This window comes from Chitinophagaceae bacterium (assembly GCA_030053935.1).
GTDB lineage: Bacteria > Bacteroidota > Bacteroidia > Cytophagales > JASGCU01 > JASGCU01.
In genome coordinates, this window is the sequence record JASGCU010000019.1 from 1 (window position 1) to 13,770 (window position 13,770).

11 protein-coding genes are annotated in these 13,770 nt (G+C 31.4%); 9 read left to right on the top strand and 2 right to left on the bottom strand.

Annotated features, from left to right (window positions below; genetic code table 11):
* Nucleotides 1-443 precede the first annotated feature (443 nt).
* The 9 genes from QM536_03560 to gldN all read left to right on the top strand — a co-directional run bounded on the left by QM536_03560 (nucleotide 444) and on the right by gldN (nucleotide 10,776).
* Complete coding sequence (locus QM536_03560) at nucleotides 444-2,969, top strand: M14 family metallopeptidase (GenBank protein MDI9356087.1); 2,526 nt, start codon at nucleotides 444-446, stop codon at nucleotides 2,967-2,969.
* A 9-nt stretch (nucleotides 2,970-2,978) separates the two neighbouring features.
* Nucleotides 2,979-3,242 carry a hypothetical protein gene (locus QM536_03565; protein MDI9356088.1) on the top strand — a complete coding sequence of 88 codons (264 nt, stop codon included), beginning with the start codon at nucleotides 2,979-2,981 and terminating at the stop codon, nucleotides 3,240-3,242.
* Nucleotides 3,239-3,673 (top strand): cytochrome c maturation protein CcmE, encoded by a 435-nt coding sequence (locus tag QM536_03570; protein ID MDI9356089.1) that lies wholly within the window; start codon nucleotides 3,239-3,241, stop codon nucleotides 3,671-3,673. Before QM536_03565 ends, QM536_03570 begins: the two co-directional genes overlap by 4 nt.
* Nucleotides 3,648-5,000: a deoxyguanosinetriphosphate triphosphohydrolase gene (locus tag QM536_03575; protein MDI9356090.1), complete on the top strand. Its 1,353-nt coding sequence runs from the start codon at nucleotides 3,648-3,650 to the stop codon at nucleotides 4,998-5,000. Before QM536_03570 ends, QM536_03575 begins: the two co-directional genes overlap by 26 nt.
* Nucleotides 5,001-5,242: 242 nt before the next feature.
* Nucleotides 5,243-6,211 (top strand): PorP/SprF family type IX secretion system membrane protein, encoded by a 969-nt coding sequence (locus QM536_03580; GenBank protein MDI9356091.1) that lies wholly within the window; start codon nucleotides 5,243-5,245, stop codon nucleotides 6,209-6,211.
* A gap of 162 nt (nucleotides 6,212-6,373) precedes the next feature.
* Complete coding sequence (locus tag QM536_03585; GenBank protein ID MDI9356092.1) at nucleotides 6,374-7,450, top strand: SUMF1/EgtB/PvdO family nonheme iron enzyme; 1,077 nt, start codon at nucleotides 6,374-6,376, stop codon at nucleotides 7,448-7,450.
* Nucleotides 7,451-7,494: 44 nt separating this feature from the next.
* A complete protein-coding gene (gene gldL / locus QM536_03590) occupies nucleotides 7,495-8,295 on the top strand; it encodes a gliding motility protein GldL (GenBank protein ID MDI9356093.1) in 801 nt (266 codons plus the stop codon).
* A gap of 24 nt (nucleotides 8,296-8,319) precedes the next feature.
* Nucleotides 8,320-9,933, top strand: coding sequence for a gliding motility protein GldM (gldM, locus tag QM536_03595; GenBank protein ID MDI9356094.1), 1,614 nt, complete (start codon nucleotides 8,320-8,322; stop codon nucleotides 9,931-9,933).
* A gap of 24 nt (nucleotides 9,934-9,957) precedes the next feature.
* A complete protein-coding gene (gldN, locus tag QM536_03600; GenBank protein MDI9356095.1) occupies nucleotides 9,958-10,776 on the top strand; it encodes a gliding motility protein GldN in 819 nt (272 codons plus the stop codon).
* 175 nt (nucleotides 10,777-10,951) lie between these two features.
* Here the strand turns inward: gldN and QM536_03605 are convergent, their stop codons facing one another.
* Both QM536_03605 and QM536_03610 read right to left on the bottom strand, forming a co-directional pair.
* Complete coding sequence (locus tag QM536_03605; protein ID MDI9356096.1) at nucleotides 10,952-11,542, bottom strand: DNA-3-methyladenine glycosylase; 591 nt, start codon at nucleotides 11,540-11,542, stop codon at nucleotides 10,952-10,954.
* Between the two features lie 4 nt (nucleotides 11,543-11,546).
* Nucleotides 11,547-13,730, bottom strand: a complete 2,184-nt coding sequence (locus QM536_03610) for a tetratricopeptide repeat protein (protein MDI9356097.1) — start codon at nucleotides 13,728-13,730, stop codon at nucleotides 11,547-11,549.
* Nucleotides 13,731-13,770: the final 40 nt, after the last annotated feature.

Consider the following 13,770-nt stretch of genomic DNA (forward strand, 5'->3'; position numbering starts at 1 on the left):
TTCAAAAAGGAGACATCTTTTTTATAATGATTAAGGTTTTTTGGTAAATACATGAAGCACTTTACCTAAACATTATTTTTAAAAAGTTTATGGTAACATTTTTAAAAGGGAAAGGAATGAATTTTTATTATATCTTTGCCTAAGGAGAGTTATTTAAAGATAAACGAAATAGTGGTAAAGTTTTAAAAAAATATTCTTGTCTATTTTTACTTAAACCACTCATCTTTTTGTTTTTTTACAAAAAAAACAGAAAAGAAATAAAAAAATGATACTATTCATTTTTTTATATTATCATTGTGAAAAATACTAATAAAAGCATTCTCGTATTTTTTCATGTCAAAAAAAAATAAAAATCAATTTTTAGAATCTATACATACACTTATTTATTTTATATTATATATTTAAAAAACACTATTTTATTAATAAACTAAAAAATACTTTCTATGAAATATAAAATCATCACATCTCTTTACCTTTTCGTTTTTACACTCAAAGCACAGATTCAAAGCCCATCAGATTTTTTAGGATACCAATTAGGTGAAAGATTCACAAGACACCACAGAGTCATAGAATACTTCCAACACGTAACCAAAAACTCTCAAAAAATTCTCTTAAAAGAATATGGAAATACTTATGAATACAGACCTTTAGTATACGCTATAATATCATCAGAAAAAAACCTCTCCCAAATAGACCTCATCAAAACTGACAACTTAAAAAGAACAGGAATCATCACAGGAACACCCACTACGCAAATCCCAATAGTATGGCTCAGCTACAACGTACACGGAAACGAATCCGTATCCACAGAAGCTTCTATGGCTACTCTGTATGAACTTCTAAAACCTAATTCAGAAAAAGCAAATTGGTTAGAAAAACTTGTAGTAATTATAGACCCCTGCCTAAACCCCGATGGAAGAGATAGATATGTAAACTTTTATAACCAATACGGAAATGCACAATATAACCCCGACCCTCAGAGCAAAGAACATGCAGAACTATACCCAAGCGGAAGAGCAAACCATTACTTATTCGACCTCAACAGAGACTGGGCATGGATGACACAAATAGAAAGTCAAAAAAGAATACCCCTCTACAACCAATGGATGCCACAAATACACGTTGATTTTCATGAACAAGGAGTAAACAATCCATATTATTTTGCACCCGCAGCAAATCCACATCATGAACTCATCTCCCCATGGCAAAAAGACCTCCAAATAATACTCGGAAAAAATCACGCAAAATATTTCGACAAAAACGGATGGCTCTACTTTACAAAAGAAAGATTCGACCTCCTCTATCCTTCTTATGGAGATACTTACCCTACCTATAACGGTGCCATCGGAATGACATACGAACAAGCAGGAGGAGGAAGAGCAGGATTAGGAATACTCACAGATGAAAACGATACTCTTACACTAAAAGCAAGAATCCAACACCATCTCACCACAGGAATATCTACCATAGAAGTCATCGCAAACAACATAGAACGAACCCTCAAAGAATTTCAAAACTACTTCTCTGAAAATAAAAACAACTTTAAAGGACAATATAAAACCTTCATCATAAAAGCAGAAAATCCTCCAGCTAAATTAGAAAAACTTACCCAATGGCTTAATACCTTAGGAATACAACACAGCATAGGAACAACTCCAAAATTATTAAAAGGGTATAATTATACCACGAATAACATAGAAACTTTCACCACCACAGAAAATGACATCATCATCAGCTGCTACCAACCAAAAGGAATCCTTGCACACATACTCTTCGAACCAAAAACAACCCTTACCGATTCCATTACATACGACATAACCGCATGGGCAACCCCATATTCACAAGGATTAAAAGCTTTTGCCACCACAGAAAAAATAACTCCCACAACAAAACAATACACACCTCCTCAATATGAAATCCCCGAAACAGCCCCATATGCTTATATAGCCACATGGACTACTTTTAAAAACGCACAATTCCTATCCTACTTACTCAAAAATGAAGTCAAAGTCCGATATGCAGAAACACCATTCTCTCTCCAAGGAAAAACTTTTAACGAAGGAACTCTCATCATAACTCGAAAACGTAACGAAGCATTAGGAGAAAAACTAGACCAACTAATAAAAAAAGCATCAACACTCTTTTCACAAGAAATCTACACAACAACCACAGGATTTGTAGATTCCGGATCCGACTTTGGATCCAGCGCATTTAGATTCATCAAAACCCCAAAAATAGCCGTACTCTTCGGAAACGGAGTATCATCCCTATCTTTTGGAGAAATATGGCATCTATTCGAACAACAACTCCAATATAACATAACAACACTCCCAATAGAAAACCTAAAAAACATAGCATTACACGAATACCACACAATCATCCTCCCAAACGGATCTTACTCTTCTATCAAAGAAGAAGAAATGAAAAAAATAGACGAATATATATCAGAAGGAGGAAAAATTATAGCAATACAAGAAGCAATCTACAAATTCCTAAAAAGACCATCTTATCAACTAAAAGAATTTGAAAACGAAAACGAAATAAAAGAACACGAAAACAAAAATAAAAAATACCAAGAAGAAGACAAAAAACTAAAATACAAAGACAGAGAAAGAAACGAAATACAAAACTATATACCAGGAGCAATATTTAAAGCATACATAGATAAAACACACCCACTTGCATTCGGATATACAGAAATATACTACTCCTTAAAAACAAGCGAAGAAAGATTCGCTACCCTCCCACCTAAAAACGCATGGAACGTAGCTACTTTCTCCACAAATTCCCTCACAAGCGGATTCGCAGGACATAGAATCAAAAAAACAATAGATAACTCTCTCCTCTTCGGAGTAGAAAATAATAATAAAGGAACAATCATCTACATGGTAGATAACCCACTCTTCAGATCCTTTTGGGAAGAAGGAAAATTATTATTCGCAAACGCAATATTCTTTGTCGCACAATAAAAAACAAACATGAAAAAAATAATAACCATCTTATTTATTTGTATACAACACCAAATATACGCCCAAGAAACACAACAAATAACACCTCATACATCTGAAAATACATCCATACCAATGGCTGATGCTTTCAGAAAAGAAGGAAAAATATATATAGTAATAACAATCATCCTCATAATACTCATAGGAATATTCCTATACATACTCACAATAGACAAAAAAATAAAATACATAGAACAAAAACTAACAGAAATCAAAATAAATACACCATCATGAAAAAATCACATATAATAGGAATATTCATTATAGCAGTATCACTCTTTATAATCATTATAACAGCAGGAAATACAAGTAAATACCTATCCTTTACAGAAGCACATCAACAATACATAAACGGAGATGAATCCCCAATACACATAGTAGGAAAACTAAAAAAAGATAGCATATATAATAAACCCATCGGAATAATAACAAGCCCAGACCACCTCTCATGCTCCTTTCTCATGACAGACCAAAATAATAAAGAAGAAAGAGTATATTATAATAACCCCCTCCCCATAGACCTCACAAAATCAGAAAATATAGTAGTAATAGGATATTTTCATAAACAAAAATTTATAGCAAATAAAATCCTTATGAAATGCCCATCTAAATACCAAGAAAAAAATCCAACTCAACCTTATGAACTGGGAAACACTACTCAATAAACAACGATTCGGAACAACCCAAATAGAAACAAACGAAAATCATCTCATCAGAAACCCTTTCGAAACAGATTACGACCGAATTATATTCTCATCCTATTTCAGAAAATTACAAGATAAAACACAAGTATTCCCACTACCCGAAAATAACTTCGTACATAACCGACTAACACACAGCCTAGAAGTATCCAGCGTAGGAAGATCTTTAGGAAGAGAAGTAGCCTACAAAATACTACCACCCCCAACAAAAAAAAATGAACTCAAATGGTACTCACAAATTATTGATTTCGGATCCATCGTAGCAGCAGCATGCCTCGCACACGATATAGGAAACCCACCTTTTGGACATTCCGGTGAAAAAGCTATATCCGAATATTTTATTACCCACCCCGAAGGACAAAAATTTAAAAACAAAACCACAGAAGAAGAATGGAACGACCTCATATCTTTTGAAGGAAACGCACAAGGATTCCGACTACTCTGTAACAATCAATACTCCCATAAAATGAAACTTACATACGGAACTCTCGCCACCTTCTCAAAATACCCATGCCAATCCTTCTTCAAAGAAAAAGATAAAAACAAAAGATCACATCAAAAATACGGATTCTTCCAATCCGAAAAAAAACAATTTATCAACATAGCACAAAATACCCAACTCATCGAAACACACACCGAAAAAGCATGGGAAAGACACCCCCTCACATACCTCGTAGAAGCAGCCGATGACATCTGCTATCACATAATAGATATGGAAGACGCATGCCGACTCGGATGGATACACTCCGAAGTAGTACAAGAAAAATTTATACACATAATAGAAAAAAACTTCCAACCCGACAAACTAAAAAAATATAACTCCCCACAAGAAAAAATAGCCGTACTAAGAGCACTAACCATAAAAAGCCTCATCCAACAAACATCTGAAGTATTCATCACCCACCAACAACAAATAATGAACGGAACATTTAAAGAAGACCTATTCTCTATACTCCCATCAAAAAATATCCTAAAAAACATAAAAGAACTATCCCGAAAAGAAATCTATAACTCACATCCCGTAAAACAAAAAGAAATCGCAGGATTCGAAGTAATATCTGGACTAATGGAAGCATTTTGCACATCTTCCTATAAAGTTTTCTCCAAAGATAACCCCTCCCATAAAAATAAAATTATTTGCAACCTACTACCTGAAGACATTCAACCCCAACTCCAAAACACAAACACTATTTACCTACAATTACGTATCATACTAGACTTTATATCAGGACTTACCGATGGAAATGCTCTCGCTTTGTATAGAAATATTAAAGGAATATCAATACCATAAAAAAAACATATAAATTCTTATATTTATATAAAAAAAATAGATAATCACTCCTAATTACTCTCTAATAAAGAAAAATATTCCTATTATATATAAATTATACTTAATTTTAATGTGTTATATTTCATATCCTACATATTATAAAAAACAATATTATTACATAAATTTTAAAATTATAATTTTAATTTTAATGTCATAAATAAAGCATACACATCTTATTACATTAAACTAATTAAATAGCAAAAATGAAAAAAAATATTTCATTCTCTTTATTTATAAATTGTGGTTTATTAACACTCTCTACAAATGCTCAAGAAATACCACAATTTACACAGTTTTTTTATAATAAAAGCTACTATAATCCGTCCATGCTTGCCATGGAAGAATCTGCAAGTATTGGTATATTCTATAGAACCCAATGGACAGGATATTCTACATTTAGTAACGGAACATCAGGAGCACCGTACTCACAACAATTTTTTTTCATCCAACCCATTATTTCTAATAAACTTATAAGCGGAATAAACATTACATCCGAACAAATTGGTGCCAGTAATAATATATACTCTCAATTAAATCTTTCTTATAACATACATATTAAAAATAATAAACTAGCATTTGGTATATCACCAATACTCCAAATACAAGGAATCAACTACGAACAATTAAAACCTAATGAAAAAAATGACCCGCTCCTCATAAATAGATCTAACAACGAATTTTATTATAGACCAGATATAAACATAGGTATAATGTTTGAAAACCCTATATTTTATGCAGGTGCCTCCATACAAAATGTACTTGCCACACCATTTAAATATTTTATAGATAATAATTCTACGTTCATTATATATAATTTTATTTTAGGAACTTCTAAAAATATAACCAAATCAATACAAATAGAACCCATAGTATTCATAAAAAGTAACCTGTACGTTACAACTTTTACGATAGGTATAAGTCAAATCTACAATAAAAAAATAGAAATAGGAGTATACTATAAAAATCAAGAATCTATCATAGGAAACATAGCAATGTATTTTCTGAAAAATAATACACTAAGAATAAGCTACGGAATAGATGTTACCATCAATAATACATCCGCAAAATCACCCACTTCACATGAAATTCATATCAGATATGCATTTCTATCCTATAAAAACTCAAAAGACGGAACAAAAAAAATAATCAGAACCCCAAGATTTAGATACTAGTTGAACACATTTTATTAGAAAAAAACATATTTTTTCTTTTTCATAAAAAAAAACACATATTTAACGTCAAAAACTACTAAAAATATTATAACAATGAAAAAATATTAAATATTTATTAAATTATAACATTAACAACTTAATTATATTTTATTCATAAATACAATGATAATAAAAGCAATTTTTTTAAAAAACAGAGCGTTATTCACACTACTATTAGTATTTTTACTTCAATCTTGTGGGGGTTCTAAAAAATCATCTGATAATAGTAGAGGTGAACTTATTGGAGCAGCTAAAAGAAAATCATGGAAAATGACTATCCCATTTGGTATGGTAAATATTCCACCCGGTACTTTTCATATGGGGCAAGGGGATGAAGATGTCCCTTATACTCAGATTAATTTTAATAAACAAATTACTATTGGTGGTTTCTATATGGATGAAACAGAAATAACTAACAATGAGTATAGACAATTTGTAGAAGACATAAAAAGACAAGAAGAAGAAAACACATCAACAGAAACAGCTGAGGAAACAGAAACAAATGTTGTAGAAGAATTTGCATTAGAAGATATTCTTCCTGATACCATGGTATGGGTGAGAGATTTTTCATATCATTGGGGAGATCCTATTATGAGATATTATTGGTTTCATCCTGCTTATGACGATTATCCAGTTGTTGGTGTGAGTTGGGAAAAAAGTCAATACTTTTGTAAATGGAGAACGAAACATTTAAATAAATACAGAGAATCCTTAGACCAACCCGTATTACCCAATTTTAGACTTCCATCAGAAGCAGAATGGGAATATGCAGCAAGAGGAGGAAGAGACATGGCAAAATATCCTTGGGGAAATCCTTATATAAGAAACACAAGAGGATGTATGTTAGCTAATTTTAAACCGGGAAGGGGAAATTACTATGATGATGGTTACGCTTATACATGCCCAGTAGGAGCTTTTTTTGCAAATGATTTTGGATTGTACGAAATGTCTGGAAATGTCGCCGAATGGTGTCAAGACGCTTATAACCCATCATCCGTACCTCTCGTATGGGATTTAAATCCTGTATATTATAATGATAATGAAAAAAGAAAAATCGTTAGAGGAGGATCATGGAAAGATATAGCATACTATTGCGAAACAGGAACCAGATCTTTTGACTACAAAGATTCAGCACGATCTAGTATAGGATTTAGGTGTGCTATGACACATTTAGGAAGATCTTCAGGATCTGAATTTTAACTATTAATTATATTTTATTATTTTATTTAACTTAAAATAAAGCTATGTCAAGTAAAAAAGGAGGTTTTGTAAATTTATTGTATTCTACTATAATGCCTAAAGTTTATGGGTTAGGTGCTACAGTTGTTATATTGGGTGCTATGTTTAAAATACTACATCTACCGGGTTCTGGATTTATGTTAGGACTTGGTTTAGGAGTAGAAGCAGGTATATTTTTCTTAAGTGCTTTTGAACCAAAAAAACATGAAGTTGATTGGTCAAAAATATATCCTGAATTAGGAGAAAATTATGAAGATATGGGTATAAAAACTACACATCACCATAAAAATACAAATATAACAAAAGAGTTGGATAAAGTTTTAGGAGAAAAAATACCTAATGAATTAGTGGATAGTTTAGGAAAAGGTATGAAAACATTAGCGGATTCAGCAAGGCAACTTGCCGGAATGTCTAATGCTGCAACAGCAACCAGTGAATATGCTATCCAAGCTAAAGAAGCTTCTTCTGTTCTTAAACTTATAACTCATGAATACAAAGCTACCGCAGAATCTATCATCCAATACTCTGAAGTGTCAAAAGAAGCTCAAGAATATCAAAAACAAGTACTAACCGCTACAAAAAATTTGAATGCTCTCAACACAGTATATGAAATGGAACTAAAAGATACAAATACTCATCTTAAATCCATGAATAATTTTTATACAAACGTGGGTCAATCAATGGAAAATATATTCCAAGCAGGTAAAGATACAGAACAATTTAGAACAGAGCTGTCAAAACTTACAAATAATATATCTCAGCTTAATAAAGTATACGGAAGTATGCTTTCCGCTATGAAAAATTAATTTCTTTAACTTAAAATTACATATATGGCAGGTGGACAAACCCCGCGAGATAAAATGATAGGTATGATGTACCTTGTATTAACAGCTCTTTTAGCTCTTAATGTCAGTACTTCGGTACTCAAAAAGTTTGTTCTTATAAGTAAAAGTTTAGACCAAGCAGTAACACAAAAAAAAGAACTGATAGATAACACTGTTTTAAGAATAGAAGATGTAGTAAAAAAAACAGGAAATAGAAAAAACGATGTAGAAACCCTAAATAAAGCAAAACAAGTAAAAGAAGAAGGTGATAAAGTCCTGACAATTCTAGAAAATTACAAAAAACAATTTATCGCAGAAACCGATGGAATAGACGAATATGGGCAATATAAAGGAGAAAAAGACATCGATAAAGCACCAGAAATAATGATTCAAAGAGGCGAAGGTGTTAAACTTCAAAAAATACTGAATGAGTATTCTCAGTTTATTAGAGAAAAAGTAGATCCCGGTAATAAAAAAGGTATCGCAAAAACAATAAAAAATTTGGCTCTAGATGGAAAAAACATAGAAGTATTTAAACATGATGAAGAACAAAACACTAAGGATTTTTCAGAGCTAAACTTTGGAGCTAATACTCCAATGGTAGGAGGACTAGCATCATTAAGTCAACTCCAATCGGATGTAACCGACATAGAAATAGCAGCTTTAGAAGAATTAGCACGACAAGTAGGTGCAGAAGATATAAAATTTGACAAAGTAATTGCTATGGTAAAACCTGAATCAAACATTGTAGCTGCAGGAACAAAATATGCCGCTGAATTGTTTTTAGCAGCGTCATCATCAGCTATTAGTCCGAAAATGAAAGTAAATAATTCTGAAATTCCTGTAAAAGATGGATTTGGTCACGTAGAATTTTTGGCAAGCTCAGCCGGAGGAAACTATAATGATCAAGGATTAATAGAAAAATACTTTGATGCTTCCATAATCATAAAACTTCCTGATGGAAGAGACTCAAGTATTACGAATAAAATTAAATATTTTGTGTCCAAACCCGTTATACAAATCCAATCCGCTTCGGTACAAGCACTCTATAGAAACTGTGGAAATGATCTCAATGTTCAAGTCCCTGCTTTAGGAATTGCCTATCTCCCCAGTTTTAAAGTAGATGGAGGAGAAGCTATTTCAGGGGCAGAAAAAGGATTTGTGACTATAATTCCTAATTCTATTGCAAAAGAAGTAATACTTACCGTATATAGTAATGGAAATGAAGTAGGAAAACAATCATTTAAAACAAAAGGAATCCCATCAATAGAAATAAAAGCTGTTGTAGATGGGAAAATAGTAGATTCTAAAAACGGAATCCCACAATGCCCAAATTCTATAAAGTTAACTGTAATAGCTGATGAATCATTCAAATCATTTTTACCAAATGATAGTAGATTTAGAGTCAATAAAGCAGAAATAACCCTTGTAAGATCCGGCAGAGGAGTAACCCCTACTCAAACAGTTGGAGAATCTATAAATACTTCACAGATGAGATCACAAGCAAAATCTGGTGATATTATTGTTATAGAAATAAAACAAGTTCAGAGAATGAATTTTAAAAATCAAATAGAAGAATTTACAAAATACGAAAGAATCGTCTTTGTTCCAATTAAATAAATGTAATACTTAAATTTTAAAAAAATGAAAAAAATATTGTGTAACTGCTTATTATTTTGTGTAATAATAGTATATATTCCTTGTTATGGTCAAGAAAGAGAATCTAATGGATATAATCCTAATTCTATTGCTCCCATACACGAATCTCAACAAATGTTTAAAAAAACCCTCTGGTTTAGAATAGATCTTCAGGAGAAACAAAACCTTCCTTTTTATGCATATAACTCAGAATTACCTAAATTGATTATAGAATCAGTAAAATCAGGTTTTTTAGTAGCTTATGAAGCAAATGATTCGTTAAATAGACGTATGACAAAAGAAAGATTTTTAGAGGGATTAAAACTTCCTGTGCTTACCTCATCTACCGAACCTGAAGATACTCAAAATGGATTTGGAGATAAAAACTCAAATGAATCTTCTATTTCAAATGAATATCTATATAAAGATTTTTCTATAATAGAGTTAAAAGAAGACCTTATTTTTGATAAAAATAGATCACGAATGTACCATGACCTTATATCTATTACTGTCGTTTTACCATATAAAGTAACAGGCACTTTCGAAAAACCATTAGCTACTTTCAAATATAAAGATTTAGAAAAATTATTTAGAGAACAACCGAGTAAATCACTTTGGTTTAATCCTAAAAACGATTCAGAAAAAAGAAACTTTGCAGACGCTTTTGCTCTTAGATTATTTAGTGCTACTCTTATAAAATATTCAAATCCTAAAAATGAATTTATTAGAGATATTTATACTAAATCTCCTAAAGATGCTATATATGCTGCGCAAGATATAGAATATGAATTATTAGAATTTGAATCAAATCTTTGGGAGTACTAACTTTTTGTTATACATACCTACCTCATATAAAAAGTATTTTTTCTTTTTATACGTTATCTATGGAGCAGAAAGTAAAAAACAACTATAAGAACGATTTTTAACAAATAAAGATAAAAAAAATAAAGGTGTCTATTGAGAGATACCTTTATTTTTTTACAATAAAAATCTTACCTTATTATTTCTCTTCTTGAGCGTTCAGCAAAAATCTCCATTTATACCTTGCATGCTTGCCTGCATACTCTACACCGATTCTTTCTGTAGCAACTATCTGTCCTCCATCAATAAAAAAATTATCTTCTTCTATCCATATAATATTTTCTAAAAGAGAATATGTATTAAATGAAGTATTGATGCCAAGTGCTTTGGTTAGTTTTCCTGGTCCGTTTGTTTTTAGTGGTAGTTTTTTATTATTATGTACTCTTTTTTCCATTATATCTATTCCTATGATTGGGACTATTGATCTTATGAGAACAGCATCTGCTTTATTTTCTGTATTTGTGACGATATTAAAAAGATGATGTATTCCATAGCAGAGATATACATAACAAATACCCCCTTCATAAAACATTGCTTCATTTCTTTGTGTTTTCCCGAATCTGCATGCGTGGCAAGCCATATCATCATATCCTCTATATGCTTCTGTTTCTATTATTCTTCCGGCTGTTCGTTCATTCCCTATATTTGTAAATAGGATTTTACCAATAAGAGAGCGAGCTATATCAACAACATCTCCGTTCAAATAAAATTTTTTTGTGAGTTTATGCATAGTATTATTGAAGTTGTGGGAAGTTTGCACTCATATCTGTTCCTAAACTTTTCAATGTTTGAAGCATTTTTTTTCCTTCGGTTATTCTATTTGTAGAAGCATAGAGAACTAAAAGATTCGTATATGCGATGGTATTTGATGGTACTATTTCGGTTACTTTTAACCATTGTTTTTCTGCTTCTTGTATATTTCCCATGGTATAGTACATAACCCCAAAATTTAAAGGGGCTTCCCAATTTTGTGGGTACGCATCTATAGTTTTAGAGTAAAAATAGATGGCACTGTCATATTGTTTTGCTTTATCATAGATACCTGCAAGACCATAAAGAGCTTTAAATGAATTTGGTTCTATTTGTAAGTTTTTATAATAGAATTTTTTTGCTTCTTCAAACTGATCTATTTTTTGAAAAGTTTCTGCTATATTAGCAAGTACATTTTTTTGATGAGGTTGTATTTTTAATACTTTTTTATAATAATGGATAGCACTGTCTAATACATTTTCTTTTTGAAAAGAAAGAGCAAGAGTATAAGTAGCTTCCCATATTTCAGGATATAAAGATATAAAATGTTTGTAATAAAAACGAGCACTGTCGTTTTGCGATAATTTTTCAAAGAGAGTTCCCAAGTTGGAATAGGCAATCCAAAGGGTTTGTTTAGAAGGAACGGGTAATGCAATGACTTTTTTATAGAAATACTTTGCAGACTCTGTCTTTTGGAGATTATCGGACACTTCTGCAAGGCGAAACATTACCTCAAAATCATTTGGATTTATTTTTACAGATTGCATAAATGCTTTTTCAGCTTCTGCATAATTTTTTTTATTAAAATAATTTTCTCCAAGTGTTTTCCAATTGATGGCATCATCGGGATGTGTGACACATGCGTTGTACCAAAAAGTATCTTCGTTTTGAAAATTTTGAATATGAAAGAAAGTAATGAGAGAAAAGATACAAATAACAGCTATACCTATTTTTTTGGTATGTATTCTAAAATACGGGACAAAATTGTTTTCGGAAATTCTTTTTACTATTTCATTTATAAATATAATACCTCCTATTGCAGGCAGATAAACTCTATGTTCTAAATAATCTGATGTATAAGCGGTCTGAAAACGAAACATTATAGATGGGATCAAAAACAAAAACCACCATCCTGATGCCCATATAATAAAAGGGATCCGGGGCTTGAGAATAATGACTACTGCTATTAATAGAATAGTTATGATAATTCCCAAAAAAGTAATCTGAAAAGAGAAAGCGGGAAAAACAGATAGATGGTAAGGAATAAAAAATTTTGCTACTGCTTCCATCAAAAAAGGAAGATTATAGAGAACTGTTTTTACACTATATTCTATTTCTGCAAAAGGAGTGACTCCCAAAGAAGCAGTAAAATCTAATGCTTTTTTACGAATAAGAAACCATATACATGTGGTTATAAACCAACCTACTGCCAACAAAACGTATGTATTTTTTTTGTTTTTTGTATGCTCTGTTGAAAATATACATACTAAGTAGAAAAAACAGACGATAGGAACACCCATCCCTGTTTCTTTTGCAAATAAACTTGCGGCATAAAAAAATATATGGAGAAAATAAGAGAGGGTTTTTGGAGAATCTTGTTTTAAAAACCGGAGAAAATAAATAAAAGAAAGTATAGTAAAAATAGCAAGAATGCTATCATTTCTTCCTGGAATCCAAGCAACTGCTTGCACAAACAAAGGATGTACCGTAAATACAAGAGTAGTAAAAAGAACCTGCCATTTTTCATATCCTAAAATCTGTAAAAAATAAAAAAGGCAAACACAAGCGACCGTATGATAAAATACATTAGAAATATGGTATATCATAGGGTCTGTATTTCCCATTTGAAAATCAATTACAAAACTTCCAAACAAAATAGGACGATAATATTCTAATCCTGCGGATTGCTTAAAACCTACCCACAAATTACTTATATCTGTAAAATAGCTTTTATTGTCTAAGAGAAATAAAGTATCATCAAAATGGACATATTTATACCAAAAAGTTTGTATATATAATGCTACTGAGATGGATATAATTACCCATATTCCGTATTTTAGAGCGGGATGCGGTGGTGTTTTTGGTATAGGGTCCTTCTTTTGTATATCAATCCTTCCTGTTTTGGTGGCTGAAGGTGTTTTTTTGTTTTTTTGTTTTTGGTTATTCATTTTTATGTATGAGTTATAAGTTATGATTTATTTTATATTT